General features: G+C 39.2%; 22 protein-coding genes. 8 read left to right on the top strand and 14 right to left on the bottom strand.

The window, feature by feature from the left end; genetic code table 11:
• Window positions 1-158: 158 nt before the first annotated feature.
• Entirely contained in the window at window positions 159-929 is a 771-nt protein-coding gene (locus tag IGJ52_RS01905) for a sulfite exporter TauE/SafE family protein (RefSeq protein WP_225581367.1), read from the top strand.
• 43 nt (window positions 930-972) lie between these two features.
• Here the strand turns inward: IGJ52_RS01905 and IGJ52_RS01900 are convergent, their stop codons facing one another.
• Window positions 973-1374 carry an organic hydroperoxide resistance protein gene (locus IGJ52_RS01900; RefSeq protein ID WP_002355332.1) on the bottom strand — a complete coding sequence of 134 codons (402 nt, stop codon included), beginning with the start codon at window positions 1372-1374 and terminating at the stop codon, window positions 973-975.
• A 220-nt stretch (window positions 1375-1594) separates the two neighbouring features.
• Between IGJ52_RS01900 and IGJ52_RS01895 the strand changes: the two genes are divergently transcribed.
• On the top strand, window positions 1595-3121 hold the full coding sequence (locus IGJ52_RS01895; RefSeq protein WP_002366111.1) for an AMP-binding protein: 1527 nt from the start codon (window positions 1595-1597) through the stop codon (window positions 3119-3121).
• A gap of 263 nt (window positions 3122-3384) precedes the next feature.
• Complete coding sequence (locus IGJ52_RS01890) at window positions 3385-4083, top strand: glucosamine-6-phosphate deaminase (RefSeq protein ID WP_438791856.1); 699 nt, start codon at window positions 3385-3387, stop codon at window positions 4081-4083.
• Between the two features lie 56 nt (window positions 4084-4139).
• Here IGJ52_RS01890 and menC read toward each other — a convergent pair whose 3' ends face one another.
• Genes menC through menB form a run of 6 tightly spaced genes read right to left on the bottom strand, consistent with a single transcriptional unit; the run spans window position 4140 to window position 11484 of the window.
• Window positions 4140-5243, bottom strand: coding sequence for an o-succinylbenzoate synthase (gene menC / locus IGJ52_RS01885; RefSeq protein WP_010827132.1), 1104 nt, complete (start codon window positions 5241-5243; stop codon window positions 4140-4142).
• Entirely contained in the window at window positions 5244-6068 is an 825-nt protein-coding gene (menH, locus tag IGJ52_RS01880) for a 2-succinyl-6-hydroxy-2,4-cyclohexadiene-1-carboxylate synthase (RefSeq protein WP_438791855.1), read from the bottom strand.
• Window positions 6056-7789 carry a 2-succinyl-5-enolpyruvyl-6-hydroxy-3-cyclohexene-1-carboxylic-acid synthase gene (menD, locus tag IGJ52_RS01875; RefSeq protein WP_438791854.1) on the bottom strand — a complete coding sequence of 578 codons (1734 nt, stop codon included), beginning with the start codon at window positions 7787-7789 and terminating at the stop codon, window positions 6056-6058. The genes menH and menD overlap by 13 nt, the downstream gene beginning before the upstream one ends.
• Window positions 7789-9156 carry an isochorismate synthase gene (locus tag IGJ52_RS01870; RefSeq protein WP_002383697.1) on the bottom strand — a complete coding sequence of 456 codons (1368 nt, stop codon included), beginning with the start codon at window positions 9154-9156 and terminating at the stop codon, window positions 7789-7791. Before IGJ52_RS01870 ends, menD begins: the two co-directional genes overlap by 1 nt.
• On the bottom strand, window positions 9153-10610 hold the full coding sequence (locus tag IGJ52_RS01865) for an o-succinylbenzoate--CoA ligase (RefSeq protein ID WP_438792175.1): 1458 nt from the start codon (window positions 10608-10610) through the stop codon (window positions 9153-9155). The genes IGJ52_RS01870 and IGJ52_RS01865 overlap by 4 nt, the downstream gene beginning before the upstream one ends.
• A gap of 4 nt (window positions 10611-10614) precedes the next feature.
• Window positions 10615-11484 carry a 1,4-dihydroxy-2-naphthoyl-CoA synthase gene (gene menB / locus IGJ52_RS01860; RefSeq protein ID WP_002383695.1) on the bottom strand — a complete coding sequence of 290 codons (870 nt, stop codon included), beginning with the start codon at window positions 11482-11484 and terminating at the stop codon, window positions 10615-10617.
• A 110-nt stretch (window positions 11485-11594) separates the two neighbouring features.
• On the opposite strand from menB, the gene IGJ52_RS01855 reads away from it, so the two are divergent.
• Window positions 11595-11975, top strand: a complete 381-nt coding sequence (locus IGJ52_RS01855) for a PaaI family thioesterase (protein ID WP_181035845.1) — start codon at window positions 11595-11597, stop codon at window positions 11973-11975.
• Window positions 11976-12044: 69 nt separating this feature from the next.
• On the opposite strand, the gene IGJ52_RS01850 is transcribed toward IGJ52_RS01855, so the two are convergent.
• The gene (locus IGJ52_RS01850; protein ID WP_002355317.1) at window positions 12045-12644 is read right to left on the bottom strand and encodes a LysM peptidoglycan-binding domain-containing protein; all 600 of its coding nucleotides are present in this window, start codon (window positions 12642-12644) and stop codon (window positions 12045-12047) included.
• 818 nt (window positions 12645-13462) lie between these two features.
• Here IGJ52_RS01850 and IGJ52_RS01845 point away from each other — a divergent pair.
• Window positions 13463-14944, top strand: coding sequence for a peptide MFS transporter (locus IGJ52_RS01845; protein WP_438791853.1), 1482 nt, complete (start codon window positions 13463-13465; stop codon window positions 14942-14944).
• Window positions 14945-15050: 106 nt separating this feature from the next.
• On the top strand, window positions 15051-15251 hold the full coding sequence (locus tag IGJ52_RS01840) for an immunity protein PlnM (RefSeq protein WP_010717459.1): 201 nt from the start codon (window positions 15051-15053) through the stop codon (window positions 15249-15251).
• Between the two features lie 60 nt (window positions 15252-15311).
• Here IGJ52_RS01840 and IGJ52_RS01835 read toward each other — a convergent pair whose 3' ends face one another.
• The 6 genes from IGJ52_RS01835 to IGJ52_RS01810 all read right to left on the bottom strand — a co-directional run bounded on the left by IGJ52_RS01835 (window position 15312) and on the right by IGJ52_RS01810 (window position 20144).
• Window positions 15312-16100 carry a gluconate 5-dehydrogenase gene (locus IGJ52_RS01835; RefSeq protein ID WP_438791852.1) on the bottom strand — a complete coding sequence of 263 codons (789 nt, stop codon included), beginning with the start codon at window positions 16098-16100 and terminating at the stop codon, window positions 15312-15314.
• 21 nt (window positions 16101-16121) lie between these two features.
• Window positions 16122-16961, bottom strand: a complete 840-nt coding sequence (gene kduI / locus IGJ52_RS01830) for a 5-dehydro-4-deoxy-D-glucuronate isomerase (protein WP_002355301.1) — start codon at window positions 16959-16961, stop codon at window positions 16122-16124.
• Window positions 16962-16973: 12 nt separating this feature from the next.
• Window positions 16974-17981, bottom strand: a complete 1008-nt coding sequence (locus tag IGJ52_RS01825; protein WP_438791851.1) for a PfkB family carbohydrate kinase — start codon at window positions 17979-17981, stop codon at window positions 16974-16976.
• Window positions 17982-17985: 4 nt separating this feature from the next.
• The gene (locus IGJ52_RS01820) at window positions 17986-18633 is read right to left on the bottom strand and encodes a bifunctional 4-hydroxy-2-oxoglutarate aldolase/2-dehydro-3-deoxy-phosphogluconate aldolase (protein ID WP_002397542.1); all 648 of its coding nucleotides are present in this window, start codon (window positions 18631-18633) and stop codon (window positions 17986-17988) included.
• Window positions 18634-18793: 160 nt separating this feature from the next.
• Window positions 18794-19546 (bottom strand): IclR family transcriptional regulator, encoded by a 753-nt coding sequence (locus IGJ52_RS01815; RefSeq protein ID WP_002355294.1) that lies wholly within the window; start codon window positions 19544-19546, stop codon window positions 18794-18796.
• A gap of 130 nt (window positions 19547-19676) precedes the next feature.
• On the bottom strand, window positions 19677-20144 hold the full coding sequence (locus IGJ52_RS01810) for a MerR family transcriptional regulator (RefSeq protein ID WP_002383688.1): 468 nt from the start codon (window positions 20142-20144) through the stop codon (window positions 19677-19679).
• Window positions 20145-20244: 100 nt separating this feature from the next.
• Between IGJ52_RS01810 and IGJ52_RS01805 the strand changes: the two genes are divergently transcribed.
• The gene (locus IGJ52_RS01805) at window positions 20245-21762 is read left to right on the top strand and encodes an MDR family MFS transporter (protein ID WP_002419220.1); all 1518 of its coding nucleotides are present in this window, start codon (window positions 20245-20247) and stop codon (window positions 21760-21762) included.
• Window positions 21762-22466, top strand: a complete 705-nt coding sequence (locus IGJ52_RS01800; protein WP_438791850.1) for a DUF4811 domain-containing protein — start codon at window positions 21762-21764, stop codon at window positions 22464-22466. The genes IGJ52_RS01805 and IGJ52_RS01800 overlap by 1 nt, the downstream gene beginning before the upstream one ends.
• Window positions 22467-22503: the final 37 nt, after the last annotated feature.

Raw genomic sequence — 22503 nt, 5'->3', positions numbered from 1 at the left:
CCTCCTTGAATGCGTTTTCTTTTTTGTATTTGTAGAATACCATTAAAGAAATATAATTTCAAGTTCTTTTTAAAAATATTTTAAATGAAATTGCATTTCTTATACAATTTTTGTGCTATACTAAAAGAAAACGTTTTAGGAGTGATTATGTGCGGGTTTTGCTGATTTATTTCATAACTATTTTTCTATCCAATACAGTTGGGGCGCTCTCTGGGATGGGTGGAGGCGTCATTATTAAGCCTGTTTTGGATTTTCTTGGGTTCCATTCGTTAAATAGTATTGCGTTCTATTCAAGTGTCGCTGTTTTTGTCATGTCCATTTCTTCGACTTATAAACAGTATCAAAATGGTGTCCAAATTGAATGGAAAAAAGCCGCGAGTATTTCGTTTGGTTCCTTAGTCGGCGGTATGTTGGGTGATTTACTTCTTAATCAGGCGATTGCACTAGCGCCAAATGAAGAAAAAGTACAACTAATCCAATATATCATCATGTTGCTGACCTTGGTTTTGGTTCTTCTCTACAATCAATTTTCCAACTGGCACTTACACCTCAACGGATTGAGCATTTTTCTGATTGTCGGATTAGGCTTAGGGATTCTATCAACCTTTTTAGGCATCGGTGGCGGTCCCATTAATGTAGCTTGCCTTATTCTCTTTTTTGGAATGGATATCAAATCAGCAACTGTTTATTCCATCATTACTATTTTTTTCTCCCAACTCGCCAAACTTGGCAATATCGGCTTGACCACAGGGTTTGCGGTTTTTGATTTGACAATGCTTTGGGCTATTATTCCTGCCGCTTTATTCGGTGGTTATGTCGGCGGTCTTTTCAGTAAAAAATTATCCCAACAACGGGTCGCCCAAATTTATAGTTTAGTTGTTTTTTTAGTTATTTTGTTAAATATGTATAATTTGTGGACTGTTATCTAAAAAAGAAGCGCTTTGTATATACGACAAAGCGCTTCTTTTTTAATTAAATCACTGTTAATTTAACATCTATATTATTTCTTGTTGCTTTAGAATATGGGCAAATTTCGTGGGCTTTTTTAACAAGTTCTTCTGCTTTAGCTTGATCTACCCCATCAATATGAACTTCCAATTCAGCACCAACGCTAAAGCCATCTTCTCCTTGGAATAAGGAAACACGTGCGGTTACTGTACTTTTACCTTCGACTTTTTCTTGATCCATCACTAATTCTAATGCACCGTTAAAGCAAGCACTGTAAGCCGCTGCGAATAATTGTTCTGGATTTGTTGTATTTTCTTTCTTGACACCTGGCGAAGCAACCGCATAAGAAAATGATTTATCCGGTGAGTGAACTTCTCCTGCACGTCCACCCGTATTAATGATAGTTGTTTCATAGATTTTTTTCATGTAAATTCCTCTCCTTTGTAAAGTTTTACACTTCTGAGAACTTGTTACTTACATAATTATTGTAGGAAACTTTGTCAGATACAGCAAACGTTGTGCTTGTGAATAATAAAAAATAACATTTAATGTTGTATTTTTGACGTAGAAAAAGAACCCATTCTATGATAGGATAAAGTGAACTTGTACATTTGTACACAAACTATTTTACAAAGGAGACTTTCCCTTGACACACTTACTTGATTATCAACCATTAAACCTCTACACAAACTATCAAGAAGCCGCAGAAAAAACACCAACTGTTCCAATTATTTTTGATGAATCCTTGCCTGCTTTTCCTGCACTTGGCTTAGAAACAACTTATGGTGAAAGCCATCAAGAAATTTTGAAACGGGCATATCAATTAGCCGCTTTAGGTGTAAAAAAAGGCGACAAAATTATTATTTATAAAAGTCCTAAATTCGACACGTATTTACTAGCTGTTGCAGCCTCATATCTAGCAGCCGTTCCTGTAATGGTTTCATACCATTTACCTTTTGAAACAATTGAAGTATTCGTTGATCGTTTAGAAGATCCTTATATTTTATTTGATGATGTGACTGCTGAAAAAGTTCAAGCTGTTCGTAACAGCTCTGCCAATAAAAAACTTTCGGTTGCTTCTCTTTTAGAAGCTGATGCCACGGAAGTTCCTCAAGACGAACTGACTAAAGACGAAATTGCCTACATGACCCACACCTCTGGAACAACAGGTATTCCTAAACTTATCTGTCATTCCAATCACTCTATGGGTTGGCGTACAAAATGGCAAAAAACCATTTTTACAAAAATTGCTGAAAAGAAATTAGTTGGCTTTCATATTTCGCCAGTTCATTCTCGTTTTAACATTGGTGTGTCTTCTTTAATGGCCATGGGCTTCCCTATGATGCCTTTAGCAAATGCTTCGAGCGAAAAAGTCGCTGAAATGTTCAGCACCTATCAACCAATCGCTGTAGAAACACACCCCAATAACTTCGTTCAATGGGTTCGTTTGGCCAAAGAAAAACCTGAAGCTTTCGCTAGTGTCCATTATTATCATTCTACTTTTGATGCAATTAACAACGCTACAATGGTGGCTTTCTTAAAAGCATCTGCTGCCAATGAACCAATTTTCCTACAAGTTTATGGACAAAGTGAATGCGGGCCAATGATCTTACGAGCGCATACTTTAGACTCCTTAAAAGATTCAGATGCTCGTGACATGGGTGTTGGTTTAGAGGATTTAACACAAGCTCGAATTACCGATGAAAAAGGACAAGTTTTACCTGCGATGACGGATGGCCATATCCAATTCTTATCAAAAGGACGGGCCTTAACGTATTACAAAGAAGATGCCCGCTTTGCAGAAAATGTCTACGGCGAATGGTGGGACAGCGGCGATTACGGAATGTTAGATGAACGCGGCCACTTATTCTTGAAAGATCGCCAAGTAGATCTAATTGAAAACATCGACAGTAATTTAGCTATTGAAGATCATTTATTGGATGCATTAGATTTCTTAGAAGAAGTGATTATTGTCCGTGGCAAAGAAAATGAACCTCAGCCAATTTTAGCGGTTGTCCCTGGGGAAGAAATGGATTGGGACGCTTGGTGGACACAAGTAGCCGATTTACCACATTTAAACGAACCTATCATTATGGCTTTTGATGAAATTCCTCACACAGCTACTATGAAAGTGCAACGTTTACAACTAGAAAAATGGTTAAAAGAACAATAAAATAAGATTCTTTGTCAAATAACGTTGGTCAAAAGAACGTTTAGGCCAGTGTTGGAGCAAGTGTTGGAGCAAGTGGAACAGAAAGCTAAAAAGTTAACTCGTTGTAGGTTATCTTAAGCTTTAAAAAGAGGGGCAGTCGTCGTTTTGACGGCTGCCCCTCTTTCTTTTGTCTACCGTTAATTAAATCCTTTTTGTGAAGAACTTGACATGGGATGGTTCCCACAAATTATACTTAGCTTATTCAAAGAATGGAGTGTGCAAGTATGAAAATTTTAATTAAACAAGATTTCGACACGATGAGTGAATGGGCAAAAATGTTACTTCTAAGCACGATGAGCCAAGATAAACGAGTGAATTTATCAATTACCGCTGGCAAAACACCAGCACTTGTTTACCAAAAATTAGCCTCGATTGTAAAAAATTCATCTGACTTTGATAATGTTCATTATTATAACTTTGATGAAATCCCAGTTCCTCATCAAAAGGAAGGCATTACCCTGACAGATTTGCGGACGCTGTATTTGACACCTGCAGAAATATCCGAGCAAAACATCCATCCATTAACTGTTGAAAACTTTCAACAACAAGAACAACGGATTGCTGACGCAGGCGGCTTAGATTTGATGTTAATTGGCTTAGGAGCAGATGGTCATTTTTGTGGGAACATGCCCACTACCACTCATTTTAAAAATGAAACCTATCAAGTGACCATCACTGGTTCAGAGCCTTGGTTTGTTCCTGAAATGATGCAGCCAGGCATGACCTTTGTTACGATGGGGCCAGCCAGCATCATGAAAGTTAAGCATCTTGTCCTAATTGTAAATGGTGAACAAAAAGCTCAGATGGTCAAACAAGTGCTCCAAGGACCTGTCACAGAAACGTATCCTGCCTCTATTCTTCAACTCCATCCAAATTTAACGGTTCTCTTGGATGAAGCCGCAGCGAGTCAATTAGAAAAATAAAAAATTGCGCCTAGATTATGCTTCTCTGCATAGTCATAGGCGCAATTTTGTTATCATTACATGATTTTTTGATACTGACTGTATTTTAGCAAATTCGTCTGGGAAAGTGTAACACCAATACCATGTCCCTGAGGCACGGTCATTGTCCCTTGCTCTAAAATAAAAGGTTCCGTGATGATATCTTCATAAAAATAGCGTTCCGTTGCTGAAATATCACCTGGAAAGGAAAAGGTAGGCTGTGACGCAAATTGCAAATTCAATGCGCGACCAACACCAGACTCAAACATACCACCTAACCAAACCAATAAATCATTTTCTTGGCAAAATGTGGCAATCTTCAACGCCTCGTGAATCCCACCTACACGAGGAATCTTCAAATTGATACTACGGCAACTGCCTAACGCTAAAGCCACTTGGCAGTCTTTGAGGCTGCGAATATTTTCATCCAAACAAATTCTTGTCTTCAGTTCTCTTTGTAATTGTGCGTGATCTAAAAAATCATCTGCAGCAAAAGGCTGTTCAATCATCGCTAATTGATAGTGATCTAAACGTTGCAATTGAGGCAAATCTGCCAATGTATACGCTGAATTGGCATCGACCATTAAAGGCAAGTTAGGAAAATGCTGACGAATCAAAGCAACGGGTTCCACATCATAACCGGGACGAATTTTCAGCTTCACTCGTTGATACCCTTTTTCTACAGCTAACTGAACTTGTTTAAGCAATTGAGGTAACTCTTCTTGAATCCCTAAACTAATCCCTACAGGAATTTTCCTCCGCGTTGGTCCAAAAAATTCAGTTAAACTCTTCTGTTGCCGTTTGGCATATAAATCCCAGATGGCAGTTTCTAACGCAGCTTTTCCCATCCAATGCCCTTTAACTTCTTCAAAAATCGTTGAAACCTCTTGCGGCTGTTCAATCGCTTCTGTTAAAAGTAACGGAATTAAATGCTGTTGGATGATGAAGCGTTCGGTTACCAACGTTTCTTGCACATAATCAGGTTGCTCAAAAGCCACTAATTCGCCAAACCCTTGATTTCCTTGCTCATCTGTTATTACAAATAGATCAAACGCTTTTTCTTCCAGGCGACCATAGCTCGTGACAAACGGCGTTTTTAAAGGCAAACGAACCTGATAGGTTTCAATTGATTGAATGTTCATTCAGATAGCTCCTTTCAATAACGCTGTCACCTTTTCATAGAAAATCGTTGGTTGTTCCAAATGGATACAATGTCCTGCTTCAGGAAAAATTGTCAGCCTCAACAACGGTTGACGTGCCTGCATTTTTTTCGCAATCCCAATAAATTTTTGATCTTCGCCGCCTACCAATAAATCGGTAGGAATCGGCTGCAATTCTGCTAGACGTTCCCAGTAACTCTCTTGCGCTCCTGTACCCATATACCACAAACTACTAGCCAATCCAAATGCCGATTGGCTCAAACGTTCCTGACGAATGGCCATTTGCTGTGCCACAGACAAGGCTTTTTGCGTTTGAAATAACGGTAATTCTTGCCAGAAATCAATAAAATCCACAAGCGGTTCCTCTAAGAGACGTTCCGCCAAACGATGATCTTGACAGATACGAGCCTGACGTTCTGCGGCGGTGGTCAAACCTGGCGATCCACTTTCCAATAAAAGCTGCTGTACCTTTTGTGGATAATGTAATGCAAAACCTAAAGCTGTTCGAGCACCCATTGAATAGCCTAGTAAACAAAAGCAAGGCAAATTTAGCGATTCGGTTAGTTCAGCAAGATCATGGCAAACCTGTATCATGGTATAACGCTCTGGTGCTACCAAACTAGCAGTCGCGCCATGCCCAGGTAAATCAATGCCTAAAACGTTATAAGGTGTTTGACTGGGAAAAACGGCTGCAAACGTGGCTAACGTTCCTGTGAAACCATGTAAACAGACTAGTGTCGTTCGCTTTGCATCAAAAGGTGTTAACCATTGATAATGGTACTGCATCCCCCGAATTAACCGTTCCATGAAATCCCCTGTCTTTCTACTCGTCTACCAATTTCAGCTAAAATTGATTCGTACAAATGAACATTCTCTTGGCGATTTCCTTTGACTTCGATCACTTGAAATTGTGGTTCTTCAGCCGCTGTTTGTAAAATTTGCTTGAGCTCCACGATTGTTTTGACTTCTTGGTACGAAGCACCGTAAAGTTCAGCAACTAACGAAAAATCTAAATCAAGCGGTGTTCCAAATAAAGGCTCGAAATCGTCCTCACGTAAAGTTCGTTGAGATAGAAAAGAGAAAATCCCGCCACCATTGTTATTTAATAAAACAATTGTTAACGGCAACTGATAACGTTTAGCCAAAAATAAACCATTCATATCATGATATAGCGCTAAATCACCAATCAGTAAAACGTTTTGCTGTGTCGGTGCTACGGCACTCATCCCTAAAGCAGTTGAAACAATCCCATCAATCCCGTTGATGCCGCGATTTCCAAACATCCGATAAGGGCGACTATCCATAAATCGATCTAAGTAGCGGATAGCCATACTATTAGATACAAATAACTGACCGTTCTCTTTCATCGTTTGGTGAACAGCTAAGCTGGCTGTTGTTTCATTTAATTCTGTCGCGTTCAGCGTTTCTAGAAGAACTTCAGAGACCGTTTTTTCCAGCAGGAGCCATTGTGCTAACCAAGTCGCTTCTGTTGGTTTGACAACCGTTAGCAGTTGTTCTACAAACGTGGTTTCCTTTGCCTGAATAACCGTTTGTGATTTTTTCAATTGCTCTTGCCATTGACCATTTTCGTCCACAAAATAAAAAGTAGTCTCTGTCGTTGTTAAGCGTTTCAACCATAACATGATGTTTTTAGAAATTGGCAGCGAACCAAAACGCACTACCACTTCTGGTTCTTGTGGCAAGGTCGTCACATTTAGAAACAGATCACTGTGTGCAATAACAACTTCACTATTTTGCCCATGTGTCACAATGTTTGCTAAAGGATCCGCTAGTAACGGCCATTGCAAAGCTTCGGCTAATTGAATAAATAACGCCGCTTCCTCCTCTGTATGACTGCCACCGACAACCAAGACGCCGTTTTTCTGGTACCATTGATCCGCTAAGTGTTGCACTTGTTCTGTAGAAAGGATTGATTGGCCAGCGAATAAAGCCGTTTGTTGAGAACTCTTTGTTTTTCTCTCTAAGTCAGGTAATAATGGTTCCCGCAAAGGAAAATTCAAATGAACAGGTGCAGCAGGCGTTTGTTGCGCGAATGCTGCTCCTTTAGCGCCTTGCCAATAGGCGTAATTCAACATCTCTTCTGTTGCTTCTGGCAAAGCCATTTCAACAAATAATTTCACATGATTTTGATACATTTGTAATTGGTCCATGGCTTGAGGAGCACCAACTTGACGTAACTCATGTGGCCGATCCGTTGTTAAAACAACTAAGGGTACATGGCTAATATTGGCTTCGCAAATTGCAGGATAATAGTTTGCAGCTGCTGTTCCAGAAGTACAAAGTAAGACCACTGGTTTTTGGCTCGCTTTACTTAATCCTAAAGCAAAAAAAGCAGCGGAACGTTCATCGACATCGACAAAAGTTTGGATTGCGGTTTCCCGATGAAGTAATAAAGCCAGTGGTGTGGAACGGGACCCTGGACTAATGACTGCTTGTTCAACCCCGCTATTTTTTAAGCCTTCAATAAAGGCCGTTAAATAATCGGTCATTGTTTCTTGATGATTCATTAAACCTGCCCTCCAATTCCTCGTAACATCGGTTGAAATTTTATTTTCGTTTCTTCTCTTTCTAGCTCTGCTTGGGAATCCGCAACAATACCACAACCTGCATAAAGAACGCCTTGCTGACCAGCAAAGACACCTGAACGCAAGGCCACAGCGAACTCGCCACTATCATCATTCCCTGAAATCCAACCGATTGGCGCACCATATAACCCACGACTCCCTGGCTCATATTGTCGAATCCATTCGACTGCCAACTCTTTGGGCTCACCGCCTAAAGCTGGCGTTGGGTGTAGCTGCATCACACTTTCCAAAAACGAAATTCCCGGTTTACGTTGACCCGAGATTGGCACATAAAGATGTTGTACATCTCGATTTTCCAAAATAATGGGTGCTTGAATACTGTTTTCAGAAGTCGTCATCTTCGCCAACTCTTTCGCTAAACGTTCCACCACAATTTGGTGTTCTCCGGTATTTTTGCGGTCTTGCAAAAGTTGTGCTCCTAAAGCTTTCGTTTCTTCTGGTGTTTGACCCGTTTTAATGGTTCCTGCAATACAAGCGGTCGCAAACGCTTCTTTAGTACCCAACAGAAGTCGTTCTGGTGTTGCACCAATGAAACTTGTGTCATTGGCTTCCAAAGCAAACAAATACGTATTTTGTTGTTGTGCCATTAAATTAACGAGCACTTGGTTACTTCGAATTTTTTCAGGACTGCTCACAGCAAGTTGTCGAGCCAAAACCACTTTTTTTAAAGGGCCATCTTCTCTTAAGACTGCTACGGTTTCGTTGACAGCTTGTAGCCATTCAGTCACGGCAACTTCTTCCTTGTCAATCTTTGTTTCCGCTACAGCTGGCAACTCCTCACAGGTAGCTAACAAGCGATCAAACTGAGCCACCAAAGTCGACCAACGTTCCTCGACTTCTTGTTCACTAGAACCTGAAAAGTTCAGCGTTCCATAAATACGTGAACCTGAAAAAGTAAATAGAATACTTGGTAGATAAAACCAACCTTCCCCTAACTCTCCCCAGGCCTCAGTAGGCGTTTGTTCTGTATCAAAAGGCAAACCGCCAAACAGAAGAGCCCCCGTACCAGAAATAGACATATTTTGAAAACGAGTTGCCGCCTCTTTTTTTAAAAAGTTGTTCAATTGATGCGTTTCTGTTTCTGCGCCTTTTAAGATAGTTTCATATCCGAAGCCAACCAAAGCAAAATCTTTTTTCGGCGTTTGCCAAAAAAAACGTTCTCCTTGGTATGCCTTTTCACCAGCGGCAAAAATTGCCAAGGCTGTTTGTTCTGTTTCTAATGGAAAAACCCAACTGAACTGACGGGCATTCTTCTGATAGGCTTGTCGTAATTCATCAGGCAATTTCATCTGATTAAAAACGCCTCTCTTTCTTCTGTCATGAAACGATGTTTGGCAATCTTTCCACTCGCTGTTTGCGGGAAAGAATGACAAAAATAAATGCGTTTCGGTCGTTTATATTTTGCCAGTTTTCGTGAACACTGGTCTTGAATTTGCGCTAAGGTGAGTTCTTGGTCACTAATCACATAAGCAACTGGGACGGCTCCCCATTGCGCATCTGGTTCTCCTACAACTGCCGCTGCTTTAATTCCTGTTATCGCCTGTAACACCTGTTCAACCTCAGTGGGGTAAATATTTTCACCACCAGAGATAATGAGTTCACTTAAACGACTAACCAAATACAGGTAACCTTGTGCATCTAAATAGCCCATGTCGCCTGTTTTAAACCAACCATCCGCTGTCCATTTTTCAGGTTGACGCTGGTTAAGGTAACCTGAAACAACGTTTGGTCCCTTAAGTAAAATTTCCCCGTCTTGTTTTTCTGGCTGTTCTTGTCCTAGTTCATCAACAATTTTGATCTGCATATCTTTTAACGGTTGCCCAGCAGAGCCGATTTTCAGTGCCGCATCTTCAAATTTCAAGGCAACAACTTGCGAACACGTTTCCGTCATCCCATAAGATTGAATAACTGGAATCCCTTTTTCCTCACACTGCGCTAATTTATCCGGTGCAATCGGTCCGCCGCCCAATAGCATTCCTTTAAAGCTGGCGCTGTAGCCAGCCTCAGGATAGACAGACAATAATTGTTGTAACATTGTCGCAACCACTGAAATGACGGTTCCACGGCCTTCTTGTAAATCTTGTGTCACTTGCTGTTCATCAAATTTATCGTAAAGGCGAATACTACAACCTAAGACGAGTTGTCGAACAACAATCGACAATCCGCTAATATGAAATAATGGGACTGCACACAACCAACAATCTTCAGCAGTAATCCCCATATTTTCTTGAGTGCCTCTAGCACTGGCCAGATGATTTTTAAACCGTTGCAAGACCCCTTTAGGCTGTCCTGTAGTTCCTGATGTATACATAATAGAAGCCACCGACTCTAAGTCACTTGGCTGTTGAAACTCCTGATGTGAAAGACTATGCTGTTTTTTAATCATTGGCTGAACGTCGACAAAAGAAATTTCTTCTAACAAAGCCTGCGTTTCAGGCGCACCAATAATCGTTTTAACTTGCGCATCTTTTAACTGAAAAGTCAGTTCAGCAAGTGTCAAATGCGTATTTAAAAATAATAACTCTTTCCCCAATTCCCATAAGGCTAGAATTGAAAAATACAACTCTTTGCTGTTCTTACTGAATAAAGCCACACGTTTTTCTTCTGGTGCAAGCACCTGTTGATATGTGGCTACCCAATGGCTGACTTCTTGTTGCACTTCTAAAAACGTCCAAGATTCATCCTGAAAATAAAAAGCAGGATGATCGGGACGTTTTTGTACTTGTTTATTTAACCAAGTCATTGGTTTATGGGAATTTAGGGAATTGATCGAAATCTGGTGTCCGTTTTTCTTTAAATGCATCTCGGCCTTCTTGTGCTTCAGCCATTGTATAGTAAAGAAGTGTCGCATCACCAGCTAATTGTTGCACACCAGCCAAGCCATCTGTATCGGCATTTAAAGAGGCTTTAATCATCCGTAAAGCAATCGGGCTTTTGGTTAACATTTCTTCTGCCCACTCCATTGTCACATCTTCTACTTGATCCAATGGAACAACGGTATTAATCCAACCCATATCTAAAGCTTCTTGGGCAGAATATTGTTTACACATAAACCAAACTTCTTTTGCTTTTTTATGGCCGATAACACGCGCTAAGTAACCTGAGCCGTATCCACCATCAAAGCTACCGACATTTGGTCCTGTTTGCCCAAACTTAGCATTTTCCGCCGCAATTGTTAAATCACAGACTAATTGTAAAACATTGCCGCCACCAATGGACCAGCCTTTCACCATTGCGATGACTGGTTTGGGAATGACACGGATTAACCGTTGTAAATCTAATACATTTAAACGTGGAATATTGTCTTCGCCAACGTAACCACCATTACCTCGAACTTTTTGATCGCCACCAGAACAGAATGCTTGGTCACCTGCGCCTGTTAAAATAATAACCCCGACATCTTCTTTATCACGACTAATGTTGAATGCATCAATCATTTCCATGACTGTTTTTGGTGTGAATGCGTTGTGAACATGCGGGCGGTTGATAGTAATTTTTGCTACTTTGCCTTCTTGCTCAAATAAAATTTCATCATATTCTTTAATTGTTGTCCAGTTTCTCATTAGGAAACCTCCTTCATTAATCTCATCTTTTCTATTATACACAAGAATCGGCACTTTAGAGAAAAAGTCGCTTGAATTTTAAGAAAAAACATGGCTATTTCAAATTTTCTTCATTCCTGTATAATAAATAAAAAACCTTTTATTCTCTCTTTTATTAGAAAGGACTGATTACTATTCATCTTTTAGAGTATTTAGGCATCACGATTCAACAGGTTTCTTCTGAGAAATGTCAGCTTACTTTAGCGGTAAAAGACGTGCATAAACAACCCTATGGCCTTGTCCACGGGGGCTTAAACGGCGTCTTAATTGAAACTGCCTGTAGTTTAGGTGCGAACGAAAACGTTCCTGAAAACACTTTTGCTGTCGGCATAGACTTACAAGTAAATCATCTTCGTAGTGTCCATGATGGTAGCCTTACCGTGATTGCGACACCCGATCACTCGGGAAAGACCCTTCAAGTTTGGGAAGCAAAAATTTATAACGCAGACCACCAATTGACGAGCGTGGGGCGCTGTACCTTAACAAATCGACAAAAAAAACAGTAATCTTTACAGGTTACTGTTTTTTTGTTTATGGTTTTTAATAAGTAATTAGATTACTTCGTTTATTTAATTTTAGTACCAACCATTTGCTAACCAGAATGATTTAGCTGCATCCCATGAACCATAGCGACCTGCTACGTACTGATCTGCCACGCGTTCTTGGTTGGCAGGTGAATAGTCACCATTTAAATAAGAGGCAGATAATTGGTAACGACCGATATACTGACCGTTTGTTGCATCGTAAGAACCACTAGATTCACGTTGTGCGATCCACTCTTTTGCATCACTGCTTGCGGCAGGTGCTGCTGGTTGCGCTACTTCTTGAGCAACAGGTTGTTGTACTTCTTGTTGTACTGGTTGTGCAACAGGTTGTTCAACTACTTGTTGAACTGGTGCAACTTCTACAGCTGGTGCTGGAGTATTAGCAACTTCTTTTTCTGAACGAATAACTAATTGTTCCCCTTCAAAAATTAAATCAAGGTTTGGCAATTTGTTATCAGAAGCAATTTTTTGAATTAAGCTATTGTCTCCTGCAAATTGATGAGAAATTGTTGATAAAGTATCTCCTGCTTTAACTGTATATAAGCTTTCTGCGTTTGCGTCTGTTCCTAAGAATAATCCTAAACCTGCGGCCAAAGTTGTTCCAAGTAAAATCGTTTTGATTGATTTCATGTATGTTTCTCCTTTGTAATTAAAAATATTTGATTGTTGCTCTTAGCTCTCGGCAACAACCACGTCTGCTTCGCTTTATCGAAACGACTTCACATACTTTATCATCGAATGGCCGGCCGTAGGTGAATATCTCGTGACAATTTATTACTAGAATGTCGGTTTTGTTACATTTTGTAATAAAAAGCTACTGGAAGCTTGATATTATCCTGTTTATATTTTGCAAAAAAAAGTTAAAAAAACAGGATTTTATTTTCGAGAAACCGTTTTCTAACCCTTGATTAGCCATTAAATGTCGGTTTTTTTACATTCGTTTCAGTCAAAAAGTAACAAAATGTTAAAGATACTAGACATGAGAATGTTTTTTTAAAAAACTCACGCCTAAAAAGAACAGGTGTTTTCTTTGAATTTTTTTATCATTCACTATTTTTATTTTTCCTTCTATATATATAGATAAATTTTTTGTCGTATTCGCTTTTTCGATTCTGAAAAAACACTAAGCACTTCCTATTGAAAAAAAAGAGTTAAACAAAAAAATCTTATATTTCGCTTGTTATTTATTCATTTTAATCTTATTCAAAAAAAGAACAGCTAAAACGACTGTGAAAACAAAGTATTGAAAATAAAGCAGAATAAATATTCATTTTTATCATAATTCACGAATAAAAAACAAACAATCGCTCGAACGCTTGTTATTTAAAAACGTAATCAGTTTTTTCTCTTTCTATTTTCCAATCTATGAGTAATAAAATATATGAATCTACATTTAAGTCATTTTATTATCAAATATTCTGAATATTATAAGAATTGGAGTTTTATCTATGAGTGACAAAGAACAACTTGAGAAATTAGACAAATCCTTTCTGGGACAACCGAAAGGACTAGCAACACTGTTCTTCACAGAAATGTGGGAACGTTTCAGTTACTACGGCATGCGTGCTATTCTAATGTATTACATTTACGATACCGTAGCCAATGGCGGTTTAGGTCTCCCCAAAGCAACTGCCTTAGCCATCATGTCCATTTATGGATCAATGGTTTTCATGTCCAGTATCATTGGCGGTTGGGTCTCTGACCGTGTCTTAGGTTCAAGGAAAACTGTTTTTATTGGTGGTTTGTTAATCATTGCTGGACATATTGTTCTCGCTACCCCATTTGGTGTCCCCGCCTTATTCGTTTCTATTATGTTAATTGTATTTGGGACTGGGATGTTAAAACCAAACGTTTCAGGGATGGTTGGCCATCTTTATTCAAAAACTGACTTACGTAGAGATGCAGGCTTCTCCATTTTTTACATGGGGATTAATATCGGAGCCTTAATCGCTCCCCTTGTTGTCGGAACTTTAGGACAAGAATATAATTATCATTTAGGCTTTTCCGTTGCCGCAGTAGGGATGTTCTTCGGGCTACTACAATATTATTTCCAAGGACGTAAATCTCTTGCTGGGATTGGTCAGGCCCCAACTAATCCAATGTCTAAAGAAGAGCAAAAGAAATTTGCTAAAGCATTTATGTTGGCAATTGTCGTTGCTTTACTTATTTTTGGTGGCGCCTATTTCACAGGACATTTAACAATTGATTTCTTTATTAATACCATCAGCGTGTTAGGAATCCTGTTACCTGTTTATTATTTCAGCAAAATGTTAACGTCTAAAGATGTCACTGCTGAAGAAAAACCAAAAGTTCTGGCTTACTTGCCATTATTCTTAGCAGCAATTGTTTTCTGGTCATTGGAAGAACAAGGTTCGTCTATTCTTGCTCTATTTGCAAATGAACGGACGCAAACGAGTTTGTTTGGCTTCCCGATTGCCGCTAGCTGGTTCCAATCATTAAATCCTGTATTCGTAGTTATTTTGACCCCTATTTTTGTTACATTATGGACAAAACTAGGCAAACGTCAACCATCAACAGTTGTGAAGTTTTCACTAGGGCTAGTCTTTGCTGGTCTTTCCTTCGTCTTATTAATGTTGCCAGGTATACTTTATGGTACCGAAGGACGGGTGAGTCCACTTTGGTTATTCTTTAGTTTCTTCATTATGATTGTCGGAGAAATGTGTTTATCTCCCGTTGGCTTATCGATTACTACAAAATTAGCACCGAAAGCTTTCGAAGCTCAAACCGTTGCTATTTGGTTATTAGCAGATGCCGCTTCACAAGCCATTAACGCTCAAATTGCTCGTTTCTATACACCTGGAACAGAGTCAGCATATTTTGGGATTGTCGGACTTGTAGCTGTCGTTGCTGGGATTCTCTTATTCATTGTGAAAAAACCAATCCAAAACTTAATGGGTGACGTCCGTTAAACCGTCAAAAAAGTTGCCTTTCTCTTTTTTGAAAGGCAACTTTTTTATACAGCTTTTTGATAACGTTTTCATCAAGTGGTATACTAAATAGAAGGAGGACGAGGACATGCGTTACTTAATTGGCGGTATTTTTTTATTGATTAGTATCTGGCAATTCATTGTTACTGGACGGACATTTGCCTACTTAAAGAAAGAGGGCGGCAAAAGAACCTCACCATTTATTCTGTTAGGACTATGGAGCAGTTTAGTGTTTGCTATTATTTCATTTGCTGTGGCGATTGCTTCTTTCTTTTATGTGAGTTTTTAGTAGAAGGCTAGCCATAAGTAAAGGAGCGAGATTGCTAGTCTCGCTCCTTTTACTTATTTTTTATGGTTGTTTCCCAATATAAGCTAAAATTCCACCATCAACATATAAGATATGTCCGTTAACAAAGTCAGAAGCGTTAGATGCTAAGAAAACTGCTGGGCCAGCTAAGTCTGCTGGTGTACCCCAACGATTAGCAGGTGTTCGACCCAAGATGAATTCGTTAAATGGATGTTCTGGTTCTCTTAATGGCGCCGTCTGTGGCGTTTCAATGTAGCCAGGTCCAATCCCATTACATTGAATATTATATTGTCCATATTCAGAAGCAATATTTTTCGTTAACATTTTTAGTCCGCCTTTTGCTGCTGCGTACGCACTAACTGTTTCACGACCTAGTTCACTCATCATTGAACAGATATTGATAATTTTGCCATGACCCTTTTCAATCATATCTGGAATAACCGCTTTTGCCATAATAAATGGCGCATTCAAGTCAACATCAATCACTTGACGGAACTCTTCTGCTGACATATCCACCATTGGAATTCGTTTAATAATTCCCGCATTATTGACTAAAATATCAATAGAGCCGACTTCTTCTTTAATCTGAGCAACCATCGCTTGAACTTGCTCTTCATCAGTGACATCACACACATAACCACGTGCTTCAATCCCTGCGGCCCGATAATTTTCCAAGCCTTGTTTAACTGATTCAGGAGATAAGTTATTAAAAACAATTGTTGCTCCTGCTTCCGCTAGGGATTTCGCAATCTCAAAGCCAATCCCATAAACAGCACCTGTAATTAACGCTACTTTTCCATCTAATTGAAAATCATTCATTTTAAATTCCATGTTTTCTCCTCTTTCTTTAGTTTATTTTAATTGATCCATTGCAACCATATCCATGTCTGTGTACGTAATATTTTCTCCGCACATGGCCCAAATAAAGGAATAATTACTTGTACCAACCCCAGAATGAATTGACCAGCTTGGTGAAATGGCTGCTTGTTCATTACTCATTACTAAATGTTTCGTTTCATCTGGTTTACCCATCATGTGGAAAATCCGCGTATCTTCTTCCATATCAAAATAAACATACGCTTCCATACGACGTTCATGTGTATGACAAGGCATTGTATTCCAAGCGCTACCTGGTTCTAAAATGGTGTAGCCCATTTGTAACTGGCAACTTTCACAAACGTTCGGATGAATGTATTGGTAAATTTTACGTTGGTTCAATGTTAATGGATCACCCGTTTCCATTGGGGTAATTTCATCAATACTAATTTTTACGTTGGGATATTTATGATGTGCTGGCACACAACTAATGTAAAATTTCGCTGGATTATCAGGGTTTTCTGAAGAAAAACGAACATGTTTTGTTTCTTTCCCAATATAATAGCCATCTTGTTTTTTCATTGTTTCTTTGGCGCCATCAATTTCAATAAAGCCTGGTCCCCCAATATTAATAACCCCTAGTTCACGGCGTTCTAAGAAATAGTCAACCCCTAATTCTTTGTCCAAAATAATTTCTAATTCTTCTGTGGTCGGTGTCACACCACCAAAAATCATCCGATCATTATGTGTGTAGGTTAAGCTGATTGCACCTGGAATAAAAACTTTCTCTACTAAAAATTCATCTCTCAATTGTTCTGTTGAATAGTGACGGATATCCGCCGGACTATGTGTATAACGTGTTTCCATATTTTGCATAACTAAAATCTCCTATCTATTTATTTTTCCTGAGCCCGTTGCCAAAAAAGCAAGGACTTCTTTTTGACTAAATTGATTACAATCACCATGGACAGTATGTTTTAACGCACTAGCCGCTGTCGCAAAATCAATGCAGGTTTGTGGATCATAGTCAGCTAATAAACCATGTAAAACCCCACCAGCAAACGCATCACCGGCACCGACACGGTCAACAATCGGTTGTAATCGATGACATTTGGACGTATAATACGCACCTTTGTACCATAGCGTTCCGATTAATTCATTATCTGTCGCTGAGTGTACTTGACGTTTGGTTGAATAAAATACTTGAATGTTGGGATAACGTTCTTGCATTTTTCGGTAGTACCACGTTAATGCGTCTTCAAGTTCTTCCTCTGGTTCTGGAATCTCCAGTAAATAACGAGCATCTAATACCCCAGCTGAACAAATATCAACAAATGGAAGAATGGCCTTCAATGCCACGCTCGCTTCTTTCTGGGACCAAAGTTTCCCTCGATAATTAATGTCAAAACTTACTTGGCACCCTGCTTGCTTCGCTGCTTTAACTAGCGCAACCGTCATACTTTGCCAATTTTTTGATAACGCCGCTGTAATCCCTGAAATATGAAAGATCTCTACTCCTGAAAACAGCTCATGTAAGTCCCATTCCATTTCTTCGATTTGAGCAAAGCTTGAATAGGCGCGATCGTAGACAACACTGGCTGCTCGTTCTCCTGTACCAGTTTCCAAGTAATATGTTCCTAGGCGTGTTCCGCCAGTTCGTACAAATTCCGTTGAAACCCCATAACGACTTAAATGCTTTTTGGCGGCTTCTCCTAATGAATTATCGGGCACTTTACTAGCAAACGTCACTTGGTGGCCATAGTTCGCTAACGAAATCGCTACATTCGCTTCACCACCGCCGTAATGTACAGCAAAATTTTCTGTTTGTGCTACGCGTATTCCGACAGGCGTGGACAAACGCAACATGATTTCTCCCAATGTTACGACTTTCCCCATGTGCCTACACTCCTTTGATTGCTTGGAATTTTTCCATATAGGCTTGGGCAACCTCACGAACTTTTTCAAAATCCCCAGTTGCTGCTGGCGCTAACAGATTGCCACCAACACCGACGGCCGTCACACCTGCAGCAAACCACTCGGCCATATTTTCCAAACTGACACCACCCGTTGGCATAATATTTAACTGAGGCAATGGCGCTTTAAATGCCGAAATAACACTCGGTCCATAAACACTTCCCGGAAATAGTTTAATAATATCTGCTCCGCTTTTCAGTGCTTCTTTCATTTCTGTGATGGTCATACAGCCTGGCAAGTAGGGAACTTGATATAAATTGCAAATTTTAGCGGTTTCTTCATCGAAGCTTGGACTCACAATATATTCAGCCCCTGCTACAATAGCTAAACGAGCAGTCGTAGCATCCAAAACTGTCCCCGCACCAATGACTACGTCAGGATTTTCTTTGTATAACGCAACTAATTCCTGAATCACTTCTGTTGCTTGAGGAACAGTAAAGGTTAACTCAATCCCCCGCATACCGCCGGCTACAATAGCTTGACTAGCTTTTAGCGCTTCCTCTTTTGTCTTTCCGCGAACCACAGCAATCACGCCAGCATTTTCTAATTTTTGTAAAATTGATACTCGCTTCAACAGACTCCCTCATTTCTTATTTAGAAATATATATTTATTATAAAGAAATTCACAACTTCATTATACAGATAAAAAAAGAAAATGCAAACGTTTTTATAAAAATAAAAAAAGAAAGCCAAACAAAAATCTCAATCGACTTTTGTTTGGCTTTCTTTTTCTACTATAATTTCGCTTCAATCGCTGCTTTTGTTGCTAAAAGGGCTTGATTAATCGTCGTTTTATTTTCCTCTGTCAAACGATATTTCGGCATGCTTACACTAAAAGCACCCGCAATTTCGCCATCTTTCATTAAAGATACTCCGCTACAGAAAATATCTTGTTCAATTTCTTCATCATCGTAAGCAACCCCCGTTTGTTGCACTTGTTTTAATTCTTTTTTCAAACGCAAGGGATTGGTAATCGTATTTTCGGTATAGGGAATTAATGTCTGCGTGTCTAAATATTGTTGCACTTGTTCTTCCGAAAATTCTGCTAAAACGGCTTTACCCATGGCCGAATTATACAACGGCCGAGTAATTCCCACTTTCGAGGACATGCGAATCGTTTGATTTTTCGGTTCTAATTTATTGATATACAGAATTTCATTATTATTTAAAATCCCTAAATGAATGGTTTCATCGACCGTATTTTGAAGGTTTTCTAAATAAGGTACCGCAATTTCAGCTAAATCGATTTGCTCCACACTTTGATTCGCATAGCGAATCAATTTTGTTCCTAAGCGGTACGTCTTGTTCGTGTCTTTTTGAACATAGCCAATTAATGTTAAGGTTTCTAAAATTTTGATTGCCGTTGATGCCGTCATTTCGGTATTCTTTGCAATTTCCTGTAAGGTTTGATCGGGTTGTAAACTTAGACAGTCCATGATTTTAGCCGCTTTTAACAAGACTGTTCCGTAAGGTTTTGTTTCTTTCATCGAAACCCTCCTTTTCCATATAAGAAATTATATAGAAAAATAAAGAAATTGCAAGAAAAAAAGAACTCGAAGATTCATTCAGTAACGTTTTACTTTCACTTCAGGTCTTTCTCCCAGTCCTATTTCATTCTTATTTTCTTTTCTTTAACTCATCAGAAACATCTGCATCCTTAGGAATTAAAAGATACTCACTGACTTCTGTGGTTTCATTAAATACGACATATAATTTTTGTTCTTCATCGAAATCGCCCAAATCAATCGCTACGTAATTGGGACAAACTTCTGAGATACCATGAAACATTTGACTAAAGATTTTTTTCGTCATCCCCACATTACGATGCTGCTCTTCTGCTTTTTCCACCGCACTTTGTAACGTATATCCTTCATCTAAAAAACGCTTGATCCAATGCACTTTGACGACTGTATGTAATCGATATTTCCGTGGACCGTTTGCGTCTTTCGCAATAGAAGAAATATACCCTTTTTCTTCCCAATAACGAAGTTGACGTGGCGAAACTTCAGCAATTTCACTTAGTTCACTAATTCCTATCAACAAATTTTCTTCATTTAATAAACGCTGAATCATTTTTGACCACATTAGTTTAACTTCCTTTCCCTTATCCTTTCCTTAATTGTAGTTTTTTTTACACCTTTGTCAAGTAAGTTGACAAAGATTCTAATTAGTTGTAAAGTAGTTAATGCAATTTAATTTGAAACTTACAGAAAAAGGAGCGATATATGTGACTTCACAACAACCTGTGGATATTCACGGAAAACCTTATAACCGGTCGTTACTAGTCGGCGTTTTACTAATCGGAACATTTTGTACGATTTTAAACCAAACACTTTTAACGACGGCCTTACCTACATTAATGAAAGAATTTGATATCTCAGCTTCAAGTGTACAGTGGCTAACCACTGGATTCCTACTTGTGAACGGCATTATGATTCCCATCAGTGCTTGGTTGATTAACAAATTTAGTTCAAAAAAATTATACATAACAGCGATGTCAACGTTCTTAATCGGAACCATCATCTGTTTTGTAGCGCAAGACTTCGGCATGTTATTGACTGGACGTCTTGTTCAAGCCGCAGGGGTCGGCGTATCTATGCCTCTTTTACAAACAATTATGCTTTCAATTTTCCCGCCTGAAAAACGTGGCGCTGCCATGGGCACAACGGGAATTGTTATCGGATTAGCACCCGCTTTAGGTCCAACATTATCTGGTTGGATTATTGATTCTTATACATGGCGTGACCTTTTTGGGATGGTCATTCCAATTGTCGTTTTAGTCCTAATTTTGGCTTCATTCTTAATGAAAAATGTCATCCAATTATCTAATCCAAGTATCGATGTCTTATCGGTCATTCTTTCTACTCTCGGCTTTGGTAGCTTACTTTACGGCTTCTCAAGCGTTGGTGATAAAGGTTGGGGTAGCCCGCAAGTCTATGGATTCTTAATTGTTGGTGCGATTGTTTTATGTCTTTTTACATATCGACAATTGCATTTAGAACAACCTTTCTTAGAACTACGCGTTTTTAAATCAAAAGTCTTTACTGTTGCGGCCATTTTATCTGGCGTAACCAACATGGCAATGATTGGTGCCGAAATGGTTTTACCTTTGTATATCCAAAATATTCGTGGCGAATCTGCCTTCCATTCAGGGTTAATGCTTTTACCAGGAGCGTTAGTCATGGGACTTATGATGCCAGTAACTGGTCGCATTTTTGATAAAATTGGTGCCCGTCGTCTTGCGATTACCGGGATGTTTATTTTAACAGCTGCAACGTTACCGTTTGCTTTCTTAACAAAAGCAACACCTATTATTTATATCATTGTCCTATATGCGATTCGGATGTTTGGTATTTCGATGGTCATGATGCCTGTGACAACTTCTGGCATGAATGCTTTACCAATGAATTTATTAAGTCACGGAACTGCTGTAAACAACACCTTCCGACAAGTAGCCAGCTCAATTGGAACAGCTGTTTTGATTAGTGTTTTAACAAATGTTACCAAAGGCGGCTTACCTGCATCAGACTTATTAAAAACAGCCCCACTCGCTTATCGCGATCAAGCAACAAACGCAACATTAAACGGCTATCACGCAGCCTTCTTCGTGGCAACAATCTTTGGCGTTCTCGGCTTGGCGATTACTTTCTTCTTAAATAAAAAAGAAGCGATGCCGGTTAAGGAAGTAGGTGCAATGAAATAATGATTATTTTTCTTTTAATCCTTTGCGTGTTAGGCTTTGCCTACACAAATGTATTTGGCCGAAAAGTCTGGCATAAATTCTGTATGGTTATTTTTGGTTTAGGCTTCTTAGCTTCGTTAAGTCTTATCGTTTTAAACGATAAAGATCATTTTGGTATGACCGAAGTTACTCAGGACAAAACGTTTGAACTAAAAAGCAGTAGCGCAAGCAAAGATGGCCCCAACATGTTATTGTACCAGCCGTTGGGCGATGGTTCCGAAAAAGTTTATTTATATAACACACCAGATAAAAAGAAACTACAAAAAACAGGAACGGAAAACGTCACAAACACAGTTCAAAAAGATGCTCAAAAAGCCACATTAGTCCAAAAAACGACGAAATGGTCCTATCAAGAGTCTTGGGCCAAAACACTATTTGGCCTTGCTGACAACGATAACCAATTTGCAAAACAAGAAAACACCTTCAACGTTGCTAGTGACTGGCTAGTTTTAAGTGCTGATCAAGCCAAAAAATTAGGCAAATATATGGAACAACATGCCGCTGATATCAAAAAAGAAGGGACTGAAACAGTTGGCAAAAAAATGATGGCCGCTATGATGGCGAATCCATCAATGTCCCAAGAAGAACAAGCGAAACTCACCGAACAATATACCAAAGAGTTTCAACAAGAATTGATTCAGAAAATTCTTAGTGATATGAAATAAAAAAGCGAGCTTGATAGGATCATCAAAAAAGATGTGA

It is taken from the genome of Enterococcus sp. DIV1758, from assembly GCF_051711985.1.
In the GTDB taxonomy this organism is placed as follows: Bacteria; Bacillota; Bacilli; order Lactobacillales; family Enterococcaceae; genus Enterococcus; species Enterococcus faecalis.
This window is presented reverse-complemented; position numbering and strand designations above follow the sequence as displayed.

What these genes read in the sequence shown, in the direction of transcription:
- IGJ52_RS01900 (WP_002355332.1), bottom strand. Translation starts at nt 1,374, where the DNA reads ATGAAAAAAATCTATGAAACAACTATCATTAATACGGGTGGACGTGCA.
- IGJ52_RS01890 (WP_438791856.1), top strand. Translation starts at nt 3,385, where the DNA reads ATGAAAATTTTAATTAAACAAGATTTCGACACGATGAGTGAATGGGCA.
- menC (WP_010827132.1), bottom strand. Translation starts at nt 5,243, where the DNA reads ATGAACATTCAATCAATTGAAACCTATCAGGTTCGTTTGCCTTTAAAA.
- menH (WP_438791855.1), bottom strand. Translation starts at nt 6,068, where the DNA reads ATGGAACGGTTAATTCGGGGGATGCAGTACCATTATCAATGGTTAACA.
- menD (WP_438791854.1), bottom strand. Translation starts at nt 7,789, where the DNA reads ATGAATCATCAAGAAACAATGACCGATTATTTAACGGCCTTTATTGAA.
- IGJ52_RS01870 (WP_002383697.1), bottom strand. Translation starts at nt 9,156, where the DNA reads ATGAAATTGCCTGATGAATTACGACAAGCCTATCAGAAGAATGCCCGT.
- IGJ52_RS01865 (WP_438792175.1), bottom strand. Translation starts at nt 10,610, where the DNA reads ATGACTTGGTTAAATAAACAAGTACAAAAACGTCCCGATCATCCTGCT.
- IGJ52_RS01850 (WP_002355317.1), bottom strand. Translation starts at nt 12,644, where the DNA reads ATGAAATCAATCAAAACGATTTTACTTGGAACAACTTTGGCCGCAGGT.
- IGJ52_RS01845 (WP_438791853.1), top strand. Translation starts at nt 13,463, where the DNA reads ATGAGTGACAAAGAACAACTTGAGAAATTAGACAAATCCTTTCTGGGA.
- IGJ52_RS01840 (WP_010717459.1), top strand. Translation starts at nt 15,051, where the DNA reads ATGCGTTACTTAATTGGCGGTATTTTTTTATTGATTAGTATCTGGCAA.
- IGJ52_RS01835 (WP_438791852.1), bottom strand. Translation starts at nt 16,100, where the DNA reads ATGGAATTTAAAATGAATGATTTTCAATTAGATGGAAAAGTAGCGTTA.
- kduI (WP_002355301.1), bottom strand. Translation starts at nt 16,961, where the DNA reads ATGCAAAATATGGAAACACGTTATACACATAGTCCGGCGGATATCCGT.
- IGJ52_RS01825 (WP_438791851.1), bottom strand. Translation starts at nt 17,981, where the DNA reads ATGGGGAAAGTCGTAACATTGGGAGAAATCATGTTGCGTTTGTCCACG.
- IGJ52_RS01815 (WP_002355294.1), bottom strand. Translation starts at nt 19,546, where the DNA reads ATGAAAGAAACAAAACCTTACGGAACAGTCTTGTTAAAAGCGGCTAAA.
- IGJ52_RS01810 (WP_002383688.1), bottom strand. Translation starts at nt 20,144, where the DNA reads ATGTGGTCAAAAATGATTCAGCGTTTATTAAATGAAGAAAATTTGTTG.
- IGJ52_RS01805 (WP_002419220.1), top strand. Translation starts at nt 20,245, where the DNA reads ATGCAATTTAATTTGAAACTTACAGAAAAAGGAGCGATATATGTGACT.
- IGJ52_RS01800 (WP_438791850.1), top strand. Translation starts at nt 21,762, where the DNA reads ATGATTATTTTTCTTTTAATCCTTTGCGTGTTAGGCTTTGCCTACACA.